The organism is Brevibacillus sp. SAFN-007a, from assembly GCF_051967035.1.
Classification (GTDB): Bacteria; Bacillota; Bacilli; order Brevibacillales; family Brevibacillaceae; genus Brevibacillus.
The window spans coordinates 24,833-43,916 of record NZ_JBQCKK010000002.1 but is presented as its reverse complement, the minus strand read 5'-3'; the positions used below and the strand labels follow the sequence as shown (position 1 = coordinate 43,916).

Genomic DNA, 19,084 nt, shown 5'->3' with positions numbered 1-19,084 from the left:
CTCTTCCCGTCACTTTCCCTGGCTGTCTATCTGTTCATCGCTGCGTACCATCGCCCGCTCCAGAGCGCCGGTAAATGCGTTGACAAAATGCTGCTTGCCATTGTGAACCACCCGCCATACCGGAGCCAGCGCCTGAATGTCCGCATCGTATGAACCGTAATAACCCAGGCTTACATTCTCAATCCGTTCACCCGGCTGGATCATTTGTTTTTCGACCAGCGAGAGTAGTGCCTTATAGCCGGAGATAACCTGCCGCCCGCCTTTTTGTTCGCGTACATGGAAAAACGTTTGCCGATAGCCCAAAATCGCTCCGTCGTCCACATACACTTCCAGAGGCGCTACGAAGATCGGCATTTTTTCGTGAACCTGCCAGTACAAAAGCCGCGATGGATTCGACTGATACGAATCCGGTCCGTACTGCTCGGCATACATCAGCCTTGGCCCGATCTGACGCAATAGCTCATTCGGCGTCAGCTGGCCGCGAATCTGGATCGGCGGGTTCAGCCTTGCCGCAAGCGACATTTTCTCCACGGTCGCCTCAATACCGGGCAGCTCATGCAAGTTTATCGGAGCAATTCCCACGTACTCCGCGTCCAGATAGGCCATTTCCGGCGTTTCTTGCGGTACTTCGGCGTCCAGGACAATATTTTGCTGATTCAGATACAGCTCCATATTCCACTTCTCTCCCTGCGCCACTTCCTTGTCATTCCAGTGGCTGATGCGCGTCACGTACACCTGATAGAACAGAAACAGATCGAGCAGAAGAAAGGCCCAGATCAGAATGGTCTTCGTTCTACTCCAATCCATGCGCCCCTCCTCCTCCCTGCTTCACTCGCGCGAGAATATACAGATTCCCCTGATTCGCCAGTTCGACAATCCAGGTCGGAATCAGATCCACGTACCCGTCTCCTATGACCGTTTGGTAGGCAAGGTAGGCATTCGTGATTTGCTCCGTATCGGCCAGCTTTTTGTCCCGGATCAGCTTGAACAGCTCCGGCCCCGACAGGACCGTCTGCTCATGGTTGTCGATATATTTATCCAAATCGAGCAGGGAACGGCTCATCGTCACAACCTGTCCCGCTTCCGAGGTAATCTGGATCGTATCAATCTGGATTCGCTCGTCTGTGCTTACCAACGGATACGCCCCGACGTACTGCCGGAAGGTGATGAGATCTTTTTCATTGTAGCTCTTCTTGATTTGTTCAAAATGAAATTCGTCCAGCCAGCCGAGATGCTTGTTGATAAACGTAACCGCACTCTGGACTTTTTCCTCGTCAGACAGCTCCTGCTCCTGCACCCTCTGCTGATAAGCCGGGTCTGTGAAGGTGATCGCCTGCTGATCCGCCCTCAACTGGATCGATCTGCTGCCATCCGTAAAAATGACGGTTTTGTCCCGTTCCATGATTTGTCTGACCAGCGACTGGTCGATAAAATACGCCTCCATCAGCTGCTCGTTGGTGACGGGCACATAGCTGTAACGGAACTGCTGCATCCGCATCTGGTTTTTCGGCAAGTAGTACGTACTCCAGATCGGCACCGGACCTTCAACCACGGAATAGGCCCGCTCCGGCTTGACGATCTTCATGATTTGCTCCGGCATGGAACTGCCGGAAGCCAGGTACGAATCCCGCAAATCTTTTGGGCTGATCGAAGTGCGCGAACGCATCATCCGGCCTTCCTCTGTGGAGAGAAACAGCGCGTAGACGGCATCCTCGTCTTTTTCGTAGTACAGCCACAGTCGGTCAATGCCCTTCATGCCGCTGTCATATTCATCGCGAAAGGTAACCAGTCGTCCCACGATCGACAACGGTACCGTATGGCGAAAACGGACCTCCAGCCCCAACTTTTCCCGGGCAATTTCTCCCCACTTGTCATTGGACAAGGCAAACGGGGAAAAATCGAGGAAAATCCATTTTGACATCTCGCTGACGATCAATCTGTACGGCGCATCTGTCGCGACAGCGCGCGTATGGCGCTCGTCCCCGTAATGAAACACGATCGACTCGGGGGTTACCAGCTGTTCCAGCGTCTTTTCCTTAACCGGCTTGGACTCCGTATATTGTGCAGGCTCGATGAACTGCAAATTGGGCTGGTTCGACCACAGCATGGCGGTCAAAACAAAGCTGGCGACCACCAGCAGGGTCAACAAGACGGTCTTGGCAGGCTCCAGCATTCGCTTCATCCCGCACTACCTCCTTGGGCAAATGGGACCCAGAACGTCACCGTCGTCCCCACGTTCCATTCGCTGGTAATCTCGATATCTGCGCCGTGAGCCTGAACCAGCTCGCGGGCGATAGCCAGTCCCAAGCCTGTGCCGCCTTGTCCGCGCGAGCGCGCTTTGTCTACCCGATAGAACCGTTCAAAAATGCGCTTCAAATCACGAGCCGGTATCCCGATCCCTGTATCGCTGATCGAGATTTGCACCCGCTTTTGTCGGCGGTTTTCTTTGGCGGATAGCACGACCGTGCCGCCCTGGGACGTATATTTGATCGCATTGGACAGCAAGTTGTCCAGTACCTGGTTGATCGCATCCAGGTCGATGTACACAGGCGGCAGTTTGTTTGGCACATCAACGATAAGCTGTACCTCCTGCTGCTCGCTGAACATGGAAAAACGGTCGGCCGCATAGCGCAAAAGCCGACTGATGTCCGCTTCCTTGCAGTGCAAACGCACTCCCTGGGAGTCGAAGCGGCTCAACTGGAGCAAATCATTGACCAGCCGGATCATCCGCTCTGTCTCGGACATAGTGACTTTCAAAAAGCGGTTGGACAGCTCCGGTTCATCTACCGCGCCGTCCAGCAAGGCTTCCACGTAGCTTTTGATCGTCGTCAGCGGAGTGCGCAGCTCGTGCGAGACGTTGGCTACAAACTCCCGCCGCTGCTGCTCCAGTCGCTGCTGCTCCGTTACATCCGCTACGACCGCGATGATCCCGCCCTTTTTCCCGCTGTCGTGCTGCAACGGTGTAAACGTTACGCGCAAAATGACTTCTTCCTGATTGGGAAGTCGCATCTCAATAAAGAGCGGCTCCTCCTGCGCGTACAACGACATCTCTTCCTCGGGAGGCAAGCCGAGCAGATCGGCCAACGTCCTTTTTTTGCGCAAAACGTCTGCCATGCGCACCTGTAGCATCTCTTCCGCTGCGCGGTTGAACAAAATAATCTGACCGCTGCGATTGGCCGCGATCACGCCATCCGTCATGTTGCTCAAAATACCCGCGAGCTTCTCCCGTTCTTCCTCCTGCTGCAAAATCGCCTCCTGCAACCGCAGCGTCATGTGATTGAAAGCCATTCCCAGTTGCCCGATCTCGTCATCGCTGTATACCCGCACGCTGCTGTTGAAATCGCCATCGGCCACAAGCCTTGCCTGTTTGGTCATTTCCTTGATCGGCTTGGTGATCGTTCGCGCAAGCACGACGCCCAAGCCCGCCGTAATGACGAGCGCAAACATGGTGCCCGTCGCCAAAATGCCGTTCATTTTGCGAATCGTCGTATATGTGCCTTCCATGGAAGCCATCATGTAGACCGCGCCATAGACGATCTGGTCCCCTTTGACGGGCAGTACCAACACTTTTACCCGTGCGCCGGTACGCGGATCGATGCGCATGGATTCGCTGCGTGTGCCGAGCAACGCTACCGCGACCTCCGGCTGCAACGTACGCTGACCAATCGTGCTCTTGTCCTCTGTCGTGCTGACGACTGTTCCGGTCTGGTCGATGACCTGCACATTGGCGCCGTTTATTTTCACCAGGTTGTTAATGAGGTTGTCAATATCTTGACGGTTTTGCTCCGCACTCGACTCCTTCCCGTCGCGCGGCCGCAGATCACTCTCCAGCAGGCTGGCCAACAGACTGGCCTGGGCATTCAATGCCTCGGAAAAGTTATTGATGTAATAGCTTTCTACTTCCCTGGCAAAATAAGCGCCAATGAACTGCATGGCGAGCAGGATCAGCAGCATGTAGATGACGACCATTTTCCACTGGATCGTTTTAAACAGCCGCCTCATCATCCAGGCGTGCCTCCTGCCCCGGGATTGCGCATGGTATAGCCTAATCCGCGTCGTGTGATAATGTACTTCGGCTGACTTGGATCATCCTCGATCTTTTCGCGCAGACGACGAATCGTTACATCCACCGTCCGTACATCGCCAAAATAGTCAAAGCCCCACACGGACTGGAGCAGATGCTCCCGGGTCAAAACCTGTCCCTGATGACGGGCCAAGTACATCAGCAGCTCAAACTCGCGATGGGTCAGATCAAGCAATTCTCCCGCCTTCTCCACCGTGTACGAGTTCAAATCAATTTCCAGCTCGTGTATACGCAACAAATGCTGGTTGTCTTTTTCCTCCGCTTTTGGACGATGGCGGCGCAAGTGCGCTTTGACCCGCGCCACCAGCTCACGGGTACTGAACGGCTTGGTCACGTAATCATCCGCCCCCAGCTCCAGCCCCAATACTTTATCCAGTTCTGAGTCCTTTGCCGTCAGCATGATGATCGGCACATCGTGCGTTTGACGGACAGCCCGGCATACGTCCATTCCATCCCTGCCTGGCAGCATGACATCGAGCAAAATCAAATCCGGCCGTTCATCCTGGACGACAGCAAGCGCTTCGTCGCCATCGTAGGCGCACACGACCTGATACCCTTCTTTTTCAAACGTGAACTTCAATATATCCGCAATCGGCTTTTCATCGTCTACCACGAGGAGTTTTGCCATCCCGCTCCCTCCTTTTCTCTATAAGAATTCCCTTTCATACGTCGCTATTCCTCTACAATACACCATGTCCTCTCTGCATAGAAGCCCCTGCCAGCCACTCCCTCTCTCGCGTATCGCCGGGATGCCGCCATAGCAAAAAAGGGCTCCTCCAAAAGAGTCGCCCTTTTCCTCCAAAAAAACAGATCTATTTTAAGAAACGCATCGGGTTCTGCACGCGTCCATTTTGATGAACCTCAAAATGGAGATGGACACCGGTAGAGTTTCCGGTCGAACCTTTTACGCCAATTTTCTTTCCTTTTTCCACTACATCGCCGGCTTTCACGTTAATGGTGTTCAAGTGACCATACAGCGTTTCCATCCCGTTTCCATGGTCAATGACGATCGCTTTTCCGTAATCGCCGTCCCAGCCCGCGAATTTGACGCGGCCGTTGTCTGCCGCCATGACAGATCCTGATCCGGCAATATCGATTCCTTTATGCAAGCGACCCCAGCGAGAGCCGAATCCGCTGCTGATATATCCGCCGGCAGGCCAGCTCAAACGGCCTGTCCCACGCGATGGAATCACCTTTGTCCCGCGCTCGATGATTTTGGCGACAGGCTGCGCAAGAACCTCTTGTTTCACAACCTTGCGTTCGATCACTTGTCCATTTTCTTTGACGACTTCGTACTGAACGAGCTTCTTGCCGTTTCTGCCTTCCTGAATGACCTTTGTTTCCCCTTTGGGAAGCTTGTCGTTGTTGTTGATCTGCGTAGGAAACGCAATGACTTCCTGCTGCGATACGTCTTCCTTCACCTGTACAGTGACCAAAGGACGCACCGCCGTAACGTTGATCTCCTGTCCCAACTGCAAAAGCGTGTTTTCTGTAATGCCCGGGTTATTGGCGTAAATGTCTTTTGTGGTAATTCCGTACTTTTTGGCAATGCAACCGATGCAATCGCCCTCTACGACCGTGTGCTTCAGTTCCTTGAAGGTGCCCTTGACCAAAAGCTCTTCCACTTTTTCGGCAGGCAAAATTTGAGCTGCATCTACGGACTCCGTCTGCAACTCTACCTTTTCTTTGAATGTCACTTCTTTTACCGGGGTGGCTCTCATTTCCGACATGGACGCCGCTGCTACTGCCGCTTTCCTGCCCGTGAGAACAGGGACACCGGAATACTTTTGCTTCACCTCAGCGAGCACTTGCTCAGCCGATTGCTGATCGGGCAAGTAGCCGACCACTTTGCCGTCAATCACGAGTTTTACTGCCTGAACCTTGATGGCTGCCATGGAAGAAAGGGCTTTGACTGCGGCCTCGTTGTCAAAAGGAGCCTTGAACTGGCGCTCTTCCTTGAACGTAATATAATCCGCCAGCGTCAGATCGACGCCTCTTTTGGCTTCTTCCTCTTTCAGCTTTGCTGCTGTCCAATTCTGAATGACCTCCGGATCGTTCACCACACCGATTTCCTGGCCGTTTACGATGACATGATAGACCGATGTGACATTGCTTGTATAGTAATATTGCGCCGAAGCTCCAGCGGCAATCGTCACCAACAACCCCGCTGCGATCGAAACCGTTTGCTTTTTGTGTTCCTGGATGTACAAGCTCGTATGTTTCATTGCACGTTTCGCCAAATCGCTGCAATTCCGAACGATGCGTTCGGACCGTTCCTGCAGCTTGGCCTTCCACTCAGACCATTGCATAACTTGTCCCTCCTGAAAACAGAAACAGCTACCTCATTCCATTTCCTGAAAATTTTTAATATACCGACTAGGTCGTACAACCTATTATTTCTTTCCAATTATCTGACAAAATGCCTAAAGAAACCAACTATGTCGACTTTACCATAGGATTCCCGACAACTTCAAGTGTAAATTGCTGTCGAATGACAAATCTGACAAAGCGTCACGATATGGACATATAATTGGGTGTTTCTTTCAAGACTGGTGGTTGATTGGGTGAAGAAGCGGCGGACAAACGACGATGTCGGATGCCCGCACCGTCAGACTGCGATGACGGCATGGTCTTCCCCACAATAAACAGCCATCTTCCCTGTCTGGAGGAAAGATGGCTGATTTCGTCTCCGGCATGATGGTCTACACCTCTTGCATCGACGTTACGTCTTTTAGCGCGAGTCTGCGAATCGTTGTTTTCTCCGCGTTGTTTTGCTGTTTGTACGTAGTGATAAAGCAAAGGTAACCGTTGTTGAAATGAGTCATCGTCCCCTTGATAACGACGCCGTTAATCATCTTCACCTGTACATTTTTCCCCAGCAGCTTTTTGGCTTTTTGGTCAAATCCCATCATCACGATCACCTCTCCATTTCTCCGTATGTCTAACCTTATGCCCAGAGGGTGTCGTTTCTTGTCTGTCCGTAAAAAAAGAAAAAGCTGCCAAAGATCGACAGCTTTTTTCATACGACTTGCCCATGAAAATGGTCAGGCCGACTTTTTTGCTATGACATTGGAACCAGGCTTATCCCCAGATGCCGCGCACCACGACGGTTTGCTCGCGATCTGGTCCTACCGAGAAGATCGACAGCGGAATCCCCGTCAGCTGTGTGATGCGCTCGATGTAGTGACGAGCGTTTTCCGGCAGGTCGTTCAGGTTGCGAACGCCTGTAATGTCCTCGGTCCAGCCTGGCAGCTCTTCGTATACAGGCTCGCATTTTGCCAACAGGTTTAGATTGGCCGGGAACGATTCAATGATCTGGCCATTGTATCTGTACGCCGTGCAAATACGCAGAGTCTCAATACCGGAGAGCGTATCCAGCTTGGTAATAGCCAAACCGGTGATCCCGCTCACACGACGGGCATGACGAACAACCACGCTGTCGAACCAGCCTACGCGGCGGGCACGGCCGGTTGTCGTACCGTACTCGAAGCCAACCTCACGGATGCGGTCGCCAGTCGCGTCAGTCAGCTCCGTCAGGAACGGACCGTCTCCTACGCGCGTGGTGTACGCCTTCGCTACCCCGATGACTTGATTGATTTTGGTCGGTCCTACTCCGGAACCGATCGTCACGCCACCCGCAATCGGGCTGGAGGAAGTGACATACGGATACGTACCTTGGTCGATGTCGAGCAGGACGCCTTGGGCCCCTTCAAAAAGAACACGGTTTCCATTATCAATCGCATCGTTGAGCACAACAGATGTATCGGTGACATAAGGACGAATGATTTCAGCCAGAGCGAGGTACTCATCCAGCACTTCTTGCAGGTCAAAACCAGTCGTATTGTACATCTTCTCCAGCAGCATGTTTTTCTCTGCCAGGTTGCGTTCCAGCTTGCGGGCAAACTCTTCGCGATCCAACAGATCGGCGATGCGGATGCCGATGCGCGCTGCTTTATCCATGTATGCCGGCCCGATCCCTTTCCGGGTGGTACCGATTTTATTTGCACCGCGGCTGTCTTCTTCCACGCCATCCAGCTTGATATGGTACGGCATAATCACATGCGCGCGATCGCTGATTTTCAGGTTGTTTGTAGAAAAACCAAAGCTGTGAATGTACTCCAGCTCTTTTACCAATGCCTTCGGATCGATGACCATACCGTTTCCAATCACGCAGATCTTATCCGTATAGAAAATTCCCGATGGAATCAGGTGCAGCTTATATTTGTTGCCATCAAAAATAATGGTATGGCCTGCGTTGTTACCACCTTGGTAACGAGCCACTACCTCTGCGCTTTCAGCCAAGTAGTCTGTAATTTTCCCTTTACCTTCATCGCCCCACTGGGTTCCGACGACAACGACTGTTGACATCGAAAAACACCTCCTGATATCATCATGTCCTTTTGGGCCTGAAACAATCTAAGTGTACTAAACCATTTCTTGTATGTCAACGGAAAATACGAACATTTAAATAGTGGGAAGATTATATGTTCGGTATTCAAAGCAAGAAAAAAAAATAGCCGGAAAGGTTCCGGCTTTGTTTTCATTTGCGGTTTTATCCAGCCTGATTGCGAAAACGCTGATCCAAGCTGACGAACTTGTTAAATTCTTTGAGGAATGCCAACTCAACCGTCCCGGTCGGGCCGTTACGCTGTTTGGCGATGATGACCTCGATGACGTTTTTGTTTTCCGTTTCCTTGTCGTAGTAGTCATCGCGGTACAGGAACGCGACGATATCGGCGTCCTGCTCGATCGAACCAGACTCACGGATATCGGACATCATCGGACGCTTGTCCTGCCGCTGCTCTACGCCCCGGCTCAGCTGGGACAAGGCGATCACGGGCACATTCAGCTCACGGGCAATCCCTTTCAGCGTACGGGAAATCTCGGATACTTCCTGTTGCCGATTGTCTCCCTTGCCGCGGCCGTGAATCAGTTGCAGGTAGTCGATGAGAATCATGCCGAGGCCCCGTTCAGCCTGCAATCTGCGGCATTTTGCGCGAATGTCCTGAACGGTCACGCCTGGCGTATCATCGATAAAAATCGGAGCCTTCGCCAGTGTGCCAATCGCCATCGTCAGCTTCTGCCAGTCGTCTTCCTCCAGCGTCCCGGAACGCAACCGCGAGGCATCAATATTGCCCTCGGCACAGATCATACGCTGTACCAACTGGGAAGCGCCCATCTCCAAAGAAAAGATGGCGACCGTCTCTCCAGCTCGTGCAGCGACGTTTTGTGCGACATTCAGGGCAAACGCCGTCTTCCCTACAGATGGACGTGCGGCCAGAATGATGAGGTCACTGCGCTGAAATCCCGCAGTCATTTTATCCAAATCAGTATATCCGGAAGGAATTCCGGTAATGTCTCCACGTCGTTGACTCAAAAACTCGATCCGTTCATACGTTTCCAACAGCACGTCACGAATGGGCGTAAAACCACCGCTGTTGCGATTTTGCGCGATCTCCATGATGTACTTTTCGGCATCGGCAATGATCTCGGTAACGTCGTCCTCGCGGGAGTAACCGTCATTGGCAATTTTGGTTGCGGTTTGAATCAAGCGCCGAAGCAGCGCTTTTTCTTCTACAATTTTGGCGTAGTATTCAATGTTCGCCGCAGTCGGAACCGAGCTGGCGATTTCCGTCAAATACGTGACGCCGCCTACTTCGTCCAGCAGCTTGTGGTCCTGCAGATTAGCGGTTACGGTTACCAGGTCGACTGGTTCGCCCTTTTCGTACAGGTCCACCATCGTTTGGAAGATGCGCTGATGCGCTGTCTTGTAAAAATCCTCCGGACGGAGAATCTCAATGGCCGTGCTTAAAGCTTCCTTAGACAAGAACACGGCACCCAGCACTGATTGTTCCGCTTCCTTGTTCTGCGGCGGCACACGATCCAAAAACAGGTCGCTCACGTCACACCCTCCAGGATTGCGTCATTATTCTTCCACCACGTGAACCTTGAGTGTCGCCGTTACTTCGTTGTGCAGTTTGACTTTGATTTGGGTGACACCCAGAGCGCGGATGGCGTCCATTTCCAGCTTGCGTTTGTCCAACTTGATTTTAAATTGCTCCTCCAGAGCTTGCGCTACTTGCTTGCTCGAAATCGCACCGAACAGCCGTCCGCCTTCGCCCGCTTTTCCAGCTACCTTGACTGTCAGCTCGCTCAGCTTCGCGCCCAGCTCCTGCGCTTCCAGCTTTTCCTGCTCCTTGCGCTTCTCTTCACTGCGTTTTTGCGCATCCAGCGTTTTGATATTGCTCTCCGTCGCTTCCTTCGCCAGCTTGCGCGGCAGCAGGAAGTTGCGTACGTACCCTTCGGACAGATCCTTGATTTCGCCTTTTTTCCCTTGGCCTTTTACATCTTGAAGAAAAATGACTTTCATCATCGTTTCCCCCTTTTTATATTGGCCTACATGACCGAATCAATCGCTTCTTTCAAACGCCGGGTCGCTTCCTTCACGGAAATGCCCTGAATTTGCGTGGCGGCTCCTGTCAGGTGTCCGCCCCCGCCCAAGATCTCCATGATCGATTGCACGTTGATGTCGCCCAGAGAACGTCCGCTAATCAGGATCGTACCGTCTCCCCGTTCGGCAACGACAAAAGATGCCTGAATGCCCGAGAGCGTGAGCAACTGTTCCGCTGCCTGCGCCACCTGGACTTGCGTATAATTTTCGGCAGGATCACCGGTCGCAATCGCCATGTTGTCTCTGTACGTTTCCGTGTTCATGATGATGCGCGCCCGCTTCACATACTGCGTCAAATCTTCCTTCAGCAAGCGTTGAACCGCAGCCGTATCGGCTCCGTTTCGCCGCAGGAAGGACGCCGCCTCAAACGTGCGCGAGCCTGTACGGAACGCAAAGCTTTTCGTATCGACCACAATCCCTGCCAACAGGGCAGTGGCGATCAAATTGTCGATATTCAAGCGCTCGCTCTGGTATTGCAAAAGCTCTGTGACCAGCTCGGAAGTCGAAGACGCATACGGTTCCAGGTACAACAGAACCGGTTCGATAAACTCTTCGGAGCGTCGATGGTGGTCAATGACGACGATCCTGCTTGTCTCACCAAGCAGCTTCGGCTCAATGACCAGCGAAGGTCGGTGCGTATCGACAACCACCAGCAGCGTACGGCCCGTCACCAGTCTGATCGCCTGTTCCGGCGTAATAAACGATTCAGCCAGTTCCTCATTCGCGTAAATCTCCCGCATCAAGCGTTCGACAGAGTTGTTGCCTTCATCCATGACGATATAGGCAGCCTTGTTGTTCAGCTGCACAGCCTTCAACACACCAAGCGAAGCACCGATGGAATCCATATCCGGCTGCTTGTGGCCCATTACGATCACATGCTCGGCTTCGTGGATCAAATCGCGCAGCGCATGGGCAATGACCCGGGCACGAACGCGCGTCCTCTTCTCCACCGCATTCGATTTGCCGCCGTAAAAGGTGAGCTTGTTGCCGATCTTGATTGCACACTGGTCGCCACCGCGCCCCAGCGCAATGTCCAAGCTCGATTGGGCCATTTGCCCCAGCTCGATGTACGTGCTTGCAGCCGCGCCCACCCCGATACTGAGCGTAATCGGAATTTTGTTGTCAGCCGTCATTTCCCGCACCACATCGAGAATGTCAAAACGCGTTTCTTCCAATTTATCAAGGGCTTCCCGTTCCATCAGCGCCAAAAATTTGTCAGCCGTGATTCGGCGAAGGTATATGCCATGTTTGTTGGCCCACTCTGTAATCACACCAGCCACGCTTGTCGACAAAAGCGTACGGCTCTGATCGTCCATGACTTGTCCAACCTCGTCCAGGTTGTCGAGGTGAATAATGGCGAGAGCAGCCTTTTCGCGATGGTAACGCGTGGTCAATTCCTTGAAGTCCGTAATGTCCTTGAAATACAACAGGCGCTCATCGGACCGAACCATGACCTCGTATACCCGCTCATTGTAAGTAAATTCAAGCCGTTTTTGCTCCGGCTTCCATACGAGTTGGGGGAATACCTCTTGGAGGCTTTTCCCGATCATCGACTCATCCCCGGACATTTGTGTCATGAACGGGTTGACCCACTCGATTGCCTTTTCCTCGTTGTAGAGGAGGATTCCGATCGGCAACTCCTGAATCACGCCTTCTCCGGCTTTTTTCACACGGTGGGTGACTGTCGCCAAATACAGGCGCAAGTCCCGCTGAAATCCTTTTTCCGCTTGAAGGGCGTATAGAACCAGGCCAATCAAGCAAACAATGCCGATCGCCCCGTACATCCAATGGTGCAGGGTCAAAATCCCCAACAACAGCAAGCTAAAGCTGAGTGCCAGGACCATGTGCATCCCGTACCAACGCTTTAACAGGAATTTGGGCATCTCCTCAGCCCCTCTTCACTCTTGTTTCCAGTTTTTCACGCAAACGCAGCCCTATGTCAAAAATCCCTACCAGACTAAGTATAGTGCTTAGGAACGGAAAAATAAATAGACAGACAACGAGCACCGGAGTCAATCTCTTCCACCCGTACAGGTACGCAGCAAACAGGCAGAAGCTCAAGCCCTGAAGCGTAAAAATCCCGTCCAGCATGACTTTTACGTTCATGATGGCTGTTTCCCAAAACGTTCCCTGCATACTGCTGCCAAACACCAGAATGCTTATCATAGCGAAGAAGTAGTAGTACAGCAAGGATTTGGGGAAACTCCACTCCCGAATCGGCTTCAATGCCGGAATCGGCTTCCTGATCCTTCTTCCAATCAGACTGGCCAATCCATGCGTAACGGCGCTGTAGATAAAGCTGAACATCACAATGCTTGTAGGCAGCACCATTTTGATAAGAGCGACCATCTGGTCAAATTGCTCTTTTGTCATAAAGGAAGGGCGCATGCGAGCCGTCTCTTGCAGGATGGTCTCGAAATTCAGGTTCATCCCGAACGCCATGAAGGCAAGCGAGGAAACGGTGCTGAGGAAAACAACAACGGCTCCGGCTACAATCGCCGGGAGTGCCTTCCCTCTCTTCGTGTAGACAATTCCCATGGCAGAACCCCAAATCGCCCCGATCAAGGCAACAACGGCAGCGAATGGCCCTGCGACGATCCAGCCAAGAAACGTGTAGATGACGGAGATCCACACCATGTTGGACACGTTGCGGTTTACCGCCAGGAAAAGAAACGGCAGCGGTAAAAGGAAACTGACCAATGCTCCCAGTACGGTATATGTACTAAGGAACAACAGTACCAGTGCAATACCCAGCATCAGGGCATTTTCAGCCAATTGCTTCGTTTTGGAAGGCATGTCAGCACCTCATTTTGCGAGTAGCAAAAAATATGGAAAAAAGAGGGCCACGCAATTGTGTCCCCCTTTTTATCGCTTGTGTAAATTATTCAGCCGTGTAAGGCAGCAGCGCGATTTGACGAGCGCGTTTGATCGCGATTGTCAACGCACGTTGATACTTCGCAGAAGTACCTGTTACACGACGTGGCAAGATTTTGCCGCGTTCGCTGATGAATTTTTTGAGCAAGTCTACATCTTTATAGTCGATGTGCTTGATTTTGTTCACTTTAAAGAAGCATACTTTACGACGCTTATTAGGACGTCCTTTGCGTGCCATGATAGTCCCTCCTTCTTAGGAATGTGAAAGTTGTACGATTCTTAGAACGGCAAGTCATCATCAGAAATGTTGATCGGCTTGCCTGCACTCGCGAAGGGATCACCAAACGGATCATCAAAGTCATTGTTTCTCTGACCGGATGGCTTGTTTCCGCCACCAAATCCTGGGCCTGGATCGTATCCTGCGCCATCTCCGCCTTCATTGCCTCGACCGCCCAAAAATTGAACGTTCTCTGCAACGACCTCTGTTACGTATACGCGCTTTCCTTCTTTATTGTCGTAGGAACGCGTTTGAATGCGTCCTTCAATGGCAGCTTGTCTGCCTTTGCGCAAATAGGTTGCACAAAGATCGGCAAGCTTTTGCCAAGCGACAATATTAATGAAATCAGCTTCTCTCTCACCCGCCTGATTCGTGCGGGGACGATTGATAGCAACGGTAAAAGTAGCAACGGCAACGCCATTTGGCGTATAGCGGAGTTCAGGATCTTTCGTCAGGTTGCCGATGAGAATAACTTTATTCATCTTGGTTCCCCCTCTGACCGCGACAATGATTACTTCTCATCACGAACGAACATGAAGCGGATTACGTCGTCATTGATTTTCATCAAACGCTCAGCTTCCGCAACAGCATCGGGGTTCGCTTTGAAGTTCATCAGAACGTAGTAACCTTCACGGAACTTATTGATCTCGTACGCAAGACGACGTTTGCCCATTTCTTGAAGTTTGGAGATTTCGCCACCGTAGTTGGTCACAATTTCACTGTAACGAGCTACATTGGATTTTACTTTCTCTTCTTCAAGGTCTGGACGCAATACATACATAACTTCGTATTGACGCATACCTTTTCACCTCCTTATGGACTTTGCGGCCCTGTACGGGCAAGGAGCGAGTGCTAAAACGAAACGCATCAAAACATGCACTCCATAAATACTCGCATTATCGTATTATAGCAAAACAACTATAGCGAAGCAACTCTTTCGTCTTACACATTGAAGCGGAAATGCATGACATCTCCGTCTGCCACAACGTACTCTTTGCCTTCCAGTCGGTACTTCCCGCGTTCTCTGGCTGCCGCCACAGAACCAGCATCTACCAGATCGTCATAGGAAATGACCTCAGCGCGAATGAAGCCGCGCTCGAAATCGGTATGAATCACGCCGGCCGCAGCTGGCGCCTTTGTGCCCTTGCGGATCGTCCACGCGCGCACTTCCTGTACCCCTGCCGTAAAGTAGGTAACCAGACCGAGCAGCTTGTAAGCAGCGCGAATCAGGCGGTCCAGACCGGACTCGGCCAAACCGAGCTCTTGCAGGAACATTTCTTTGTCTTCGCCTTCCAGTTCAGCAATTTCAGCCTCGACCTTCGCGCTGATGACAACGACCTCTGCTCCTTCCTTCGCCGCATGCTCGCGAACAGCCTGCACGTGCGGATTGTTGTCTGCGTCCAGGATTCCGTCCTCTGCCACGTTGCACACATACAGCATCGGCTTGATCGTCAACAGGTGCAGGTCGCGAATCCATTTGCGCTCCTCGTCGTCCAACTCCACGCTGCGGGCGGGCTGCCCCTCTTCGAAAGCAGCTTTCAGTTTTTCCAACACGTCCAGCTCCTGCTTGGACTCCTTGTCGCCGGATTTCACTTTGCGTGCAATCCGGTCGATCCGGCGCTCAACGGAATCGAGATCGGCAAAAATCAGCTCCAGATTGATCGTCTCGATATCGCTCAATGGATCGACACGGCCTGCCACGTGCGTGATATTTTCATCCTCGAAGCAGCGAACCACATGCGCGATCGCGTCTACTTCCCGGATATGTCCGAGGAACTGGTTGCCAAGCCCCTCGCCTTTGCTCGCGCCTTTTACCAGGCCGGCAATGTCCACGAACTCAAATGCCGTCGGAACGACTTTGTTCGGAACCACGATCTCTGTCAGCTTTGTGAGACGCGGATCCGGAACTTCCACGATCCCTACGTTCGGGTCAATCGTACAGAACGGGTAGTTCGCCGACTCGGCACCCGCTTGTGTAATGGCATTGAACAATGTCGATTTTCCAACATTTGGAAGTCCGACAATTCCGCAAGAAGCACCCATCTATATACACTCCCTTGTCATCATCCTAACATCCTTTTAAGTATATAGATTTGGTTTTCAGAATACAATTGTCTCCTTGTGGCAACTTTAGGCCCAGGCAGGAAGCTTGTTGTGCTGGCGAAATCTCCCCCTTTGACTCCAACGATAGCCGATGGTGGTGGGACAAAAAAAGAAATGATAGACTGACAGTAACCAAAAAAAGTCATGAACCGATCACTCATGCATGAGGTGAATACATAATGAAGCTATTGCTTTTCGGAGCAACCGGCCGCGTTGGCAGCCATCTTTTACGCCATGCGCTGGAAGATGGCCACGAAGTTACGGTTCTGGTTCGCTCTGCGGACAAGCTCCCCCAGCCCTTGACGAAAAACGTGCGCGTGCTCACGGGAAACGTATTGAATGAACAGGACGTCAGACTGGCGATGCAAGGAGTCGATGCCGTTATCAGCGCCCTTGGCACAGATGGCACGACAACACTGTCGGAAGGGATGCCGCTCATCCTGGGTGCCATGAAGCAGGAAGGCGTCTCCCGGATTATCACGGTAGGCACGGCAGGAATTTTGCAAAGCAGAGTTTCCCCCGACTTGCTTCGCTACCAGTCCAGCGAATCGCGACAAAAGCTGACCAGGGCCGCCGAGGAGCACCACAAGGCGTACTTGCTCTTGGAACAATCCGGGCTGGACTGGACGATTGTGTGCCCAACTTATTTGCCGGACGGCAGCTACACAGGCCATTACCGGGTCGAGGCCGATTATTTGCCTGTAGATGGCCTGCAAATTTCCGTTCCCGATACGGCGGAATTTACGTACAGGCAGCTCGGCTGTTCTGATTATTTGCGTGTACGGGTGGGGATTGCTTATTAGTTCCTGAACAAGCTCCTGGATTGCCCAAAAAAGGCTCCCTGCCGCTTACAGACAGGGAGCCTTTGCTTTGTTTATGCAGCGATAGACGCTTTACTTTTCGTTCACCAGTTTTTCCAGCTCATTCAAAGTCTCTTCAAAAATCTCCATAGCCTGCTCGATCGGCTTGGATGTAGACATGTCTACGCCCGCTGCCTTCAGCACCTCGATTGGCGGAGCAGAGTTGCCCGCTTCGAGGAAGTTTTTGCGGATGCGGTCAACTGCCGGCTGTCCTTCATCCAGGATTTGTTTCGCCAGCGCCTGGGACGCCGCAAAGCTCGTGGAGTATTGGTACACGTAGTACTTATAGTTGAAGAAATGCGATACGCGCGCCCACTCCATGGCGATTTCCTCGTCGGAAACCATGTCTTTGCCGTAGTATTTTTGGTTGATGTCGAGGTAGATTTTTTTGATCGCTTCGGCGTTGAGCGACTCTCCTGCCTGCTCCTTTTCGTGAATCGCCTTTTCAAACTCGGCAAATTGCGTTTGGCGGAACAAGGTCGAGCGGAAATTCTCCAGATAGTGGTTCAAAAGGTACATTTTCTCTTCCTTCGTCTTCGCCTGCGCGTACATGCTCTTGAACAGCAACGTCTCATTCATCGTGGAAGCCACTTCCGCCGTAAAGGTCGGATAGTTGGACGAAATGTACGGCTGATTCTTGTTCGTGTAGTACGACTGCATCGCATGGCCCATCTCGTGGGCGATCGTGTACACGTCATCGAGCGTGCCCTGATAGTTCAAAAGCACGTACGGATGCGTGTCATAGGCTCCCCACTGGTAAGCGCCGGTGCGTTTGTCGTCGGTGGAATAGACATCTACCCAACCGCCATCCAGCCCTTCCGACAGCACTTTCACGTAATCGTCGCCCATGGCTTTCAATCCGTCGGCGACGATTTTTTTTCCTTCCTCGAAGGAAATGTATTTGTCGTCGGATGGAACGATCGGCACATAGATGTCGTACATGTGCAATTCCTTCACGCCGAGCATTTTCTTTTTCAAGGCAATATAGCGGTGCAAAAGCGGCAAGTTGTCGTTGACCGTGTCGATCAGTTCATCGTACACCTTGGTCGGAATGTTGTTCGGTGTCAGGCTCGCTTCCAGCGCCGATTTGTAGTTGCGTGCCTGCGCGTAGAAATTGTCGCCTTTCACTTTTGCTGCCAGCGTCTGTGCGAACGAATCCTGGAAGTCGATCAGGGCGCTGTAGTACGCTTTGAAGGCATCCCTTCTCACCCGCTGGTCCTTGCTCTCCAGGTACGAAATGAAGTTCGCACGCGTCAGCTGGACTTCCTTGCCTTGCTCATCCTTGATTTTGGGGAACTTCACATCTTTGGACAGCATGCTGTAAATGTTGGTTGGCGCATTGCCCAGCGGAGAGGATTTTGCCAGCAGCTCCTCCATCTCCGTGGATAACGAATGCGGCTTGGTTCTCAGCATGTCCTCAATAAACAGCTTGTACGGCGCCAAAGACTTGTCAGCCAGCAAGCTTTTCATTTTCTCATCCGGAATGGCAACGATTTCTGGCTGAATCCACGCTGTCTTTTCCGAAACGAGCGTGTACATTTTCTCGGCGCGGTCGGCCAGCTTCTGCAAATCAGCGTTGGCGGAGTTTACATCAAGCGACATGTTGGCATACACATACGCCTTGTCGTTGAGTCGCATCAAGGCGACATAATCGTCAAAAGCAGCAAGCATGGCTGCTGCCGATGTCCCCAGCTTGCCCTGGTGCTTGGCAAACGCATTCGCCAAAGCCTCCACCTTGACTACGTCTTTTTCCCAGTCCTGAACAGTGGAGTAAATATGATTCAGTTTCCACTTATAGGATTCGGGAATTTCAGCGCGGGTCTGGTAATTTGGCTTTTCCGCAGCAAAAGCGACTGCCGGCGTGCTGTACGGGATCAATGGTACCGATACGGCGGAAAACGCAATAGCCAGAGCTGTAACCGATGCACATACTTGCTTTTTCAAGTCTCAATCGCCCCTTTTCCTTCTTTCCTTATCCTTTCCAATTTCTAGTTAGTGTAATTACGTTGTTCCCTTCAAAATCCCTTCTTACTAATAAAAATTTTTTAAATATTTAGCGTCAACAGCCAATTTATCCAGAGAAAATTCAGCATTGTGGATAAACTTGTGGATATCTACCTATCCACAGCGGACTTATTCCCAAACAGTCTTTGTATTCTCCTTTTTTCGACAAGTTGTTATCCACATTTTCTGTGGATAGAATGTGAATAACTTATTTTCATGGGAACCAGGGCATTCGCCCATACCCATCTTCATGTTCCTACATAGCATGAGTATTGAAACTAGGGTAGGAGGTGTTAGCAAGTGGGTATCTTTAACGGATTCGACGATTTCGCGCTGATCCTGGTTCTCTTCATCCTTCTCGTCATCGTAGGTTGTGACTGCGACTAAGCTTCCCGCTGCCATCCGGCCTATCTGAAGGTAAGCTTGCACCA

General features: G+C 51.8%; 18 protein-coding genes. 2 read left to right on the top strand and 16 right to left on the bottom strand.

All coding sequences use genetic code 11. The annotated features are described in order from the left end of the window. Positions 1-9: 9 nt before the first annotated feature. From ACTHO6_RS03695 to ychF, 15 genes are all read right to left on the bottom strand, one after another. Positions 10-807, bottom strand: coding sequence for a two-component system regulatory protein YycI (locus tag ACTHO6_RS03695; RefSeq protein ID WP_440239497.1), 798 nt, complete (start codon positions 805-807; stop codon positions 10-12). Beyond that, positions 794-2,182, bottom strand: a complete 1,389-nt coding sequence (locus ACTHO6_RS03690; RefSeq protein WP_440239495.1) for a YycH family regulatory protein — start codon at positions 2,180-2,182, stop codon at positions 794-796. The genes ACTHO6_RS03695 and ACTHO6_RS03690 overlap by 14 nt, the downstream gene beginning before the upstream one ends. Next, positions 2,179-4,002, bottom strand: coding sequence for a cell wall metabolism sensor histidine kinase WalK (gene walK / locus ACTHO6_RS03685; protein ID WP_440240080.1), 1,824 nt, complete (start codon positions 4,000-4,002; stop codon positions 2,179-2,181). Before walK ends, ACTHO6_RS03690 begins: the two co-directional genes overlap by 4 nt. Further along, entirely contained in the window at positions 4,002-4,712 is a 711-nt protein-coding gene (yycF, locus tag ACTHO6_RS03680; RefSeq protein ID WP_440239493.1) for a response regulator YycF, read from the bottom strand. The genes walK and yycF overlap by 1 nt, the downstream gene beginning before the upstream one ends. A 184-nt stretch (positions 4,713-4,896) precedes the next feature. Beyond that, complete coding sequence (locus ACTHO6_RS03675) at positions 4,897-6,393, bottom strand: peptidoglycan DD-metalloendopeptidase family protein (protein ID WP_440239491.1); 1,497 nt, start codon at positions 6,391-6,393, stop codon at positions 4,897-4,899. 393 nt (positions 6,394-6,786) lie between these two features. Further along, the gene (locus tag ACTHO6_RS03670) at positions 6,787-6,996 is read right to left on the bottom strand and encodes a hypothetical protein (RefSeq protein WP_440240078.1); all 210 of its coding nucleotides are present in this window, start codon (positions 6,994-6,996) and stop codon (positions 6,787-6,789) included. Positions 6,997-7,165: 169 nt separating this feature from the next. Continuing rightward, complete coding sequence (locus ACTHO6_RS03665; RefSeq protein ID WP_440239489.1) at positions 7,166-8,452, bottom strand: adenylosuccinate synthase; 1,287 nt, start codon at positions 8,450-8,452, stop codon at positions 7,166-7,168. 184 nt (positions 8,453-8,636) lie between these two features. Continuing rightward, the gene (gene dnaB, locus ACTHO6_RS03660; protein WP_440239487.1) at positions 8,637-9,986 is read right to left on the bottom strand and encodes a replicative DNA helicase; all 1,350 of its coding nucleotides are present in this window, start codon (positions 9,984-9,986) and stop codon (positions 8,637-8,639) included. 24 nt (positions 9,987-10,010) lie between these two features. Next, positions 10,011-10,454: a 50S ribosomal protein L9 gene (gene rplI, locus ACTHO6_RS03655; RefSeq protein ID WP_440240076.1), complete on the bottom strand. Its 444-nt coding sequence runs from the start codon at positions 10,452-10,454 to the stop codon at positions 10,011-10,013. A 26-nt stretch (positions 10,455-10,480) separates the two neighbouring features. Further along, positions 10,481-12,418, bottom strand: a complete 1,938-nt coding sequence (locus ACTHO6_RS03650; protein WP_440239485.1) for a DHH family phosphoesterase — start codon at positions 12,416-12,418, stop codon at positions 10,481-10,483. Positions 12,419-12,422: 4 nt separating this feature from the next. Further along, positions 12,423-13,331 (bottom strand): DUF2232 domain-containing protein, encoded by a 909-nt coding sequence (locus ACTHO6_RS03645; RefSeq protein ID WP_440239483.1) that lies wholly within the window; start codon positions 13,329-13,331, stop codon positions 12,423-12,425. Between the two features lie 85 nt (positions 13,332-13,416). After that, a complete protein-coding gene (rpsR, locus tag ACTHO6_RS03640) occupies positions 13,417-13,647 on the bottom strand; it encodes a 30S ribosomal protein S18 (RefSeq protein ID WP_440239481.1) in 231 nt (76 codons plus the stop codon). A gap of 41 nt (positions 13,648-13,688) precedes the next feature. Then, positions 13,689-14,168 carry a single-stranded DNA-binding protein gene (locus ACTHO6_RS03635; RefSeq protein ID WP_440239479.1) on the bottom strand — a complete coding sequence of 160 codons (480 nt, stop codon included), beginning with the start codon at positions 14,166-14,168 and terminating at the stop codon, positions 13,689-13,691. A gap of 29 nt (positions 14,169-14,197) precedes the next feature. Further along, positions 14,198-14,485 carry a 30S ribosomal protein S6 gene (gene rpsF, locus ACTHO6_RS03630; RefSeq protein ID WP_440239477.1) on the bottom strand — a complete coding sequence of 96 codons (288 nt, stop codon included), beginning with the start codon at positions 14,483-14,485 and terminating at the stop codon, positions 14,198-14,200. Between the two features lie 143 nt (positions 14,486-14,628). Beyond that, positions 14,629-15,729, bottom strand: a complete 1,101-nt coding sequence (gene ychF / locus ACTHO6_RS03625) for a redox-regulated ATPase YchF (RefSeq protein ID WP_440239475.1) — start codon at positions 15,727-15,729, stop codon at positions 14,629-14,631. A 239-nt stretch (positions 15,730-15,968) separates the two neighbouring features. On the opposite strand from ychF, the gene ACTHO6_RS03620 reads away from it, so the two are divergent. Next, a complete protein-coding gene (locus ACTHO6_RS03620; RefSeq protein ID WP_440239473.1) occupies positions 15,969-16,592 on the top strand; it encodes an NAD(P)-dependent oxidoreductase in 624 nt (207 codons plus the stop codon). 90 nt (positions 16,593-16,682) lie between these two features. Here ACTHO6_RS03620 and pepF read toward each other — a convergent pair whose 3' ends face one another. Continuing rightward, positions 16,683-18,593, bottom strand: a complete 1,911-nt coding sequence (gene pepF / locus ACTHO6_RS03615; RefSeq protein ID WP_440239471.1) for an oligoendopeptidase F — start codon at positions 18,591-18,593, stop codon at positions 16,683-16,685. Between the two features lie 360 nt (positions 18,594-18,953). Between pepF and ACTHO6_RS03610 the strand changes: the two genes are divergently transcribed. Then, complete coding sequence (locus tag ACTHO6_RS03610; RefSeq protein WP_017246824.1) at positions 18,954-19,040, top strand: YjcZ family sporulation protein; 87 nt, start codon at positions 18,954-18,956, stop codon at positions 19,038-19,040. The last annotated feature ends 44 nt before the right edge of the window (positions 19,041-19,084 follow it).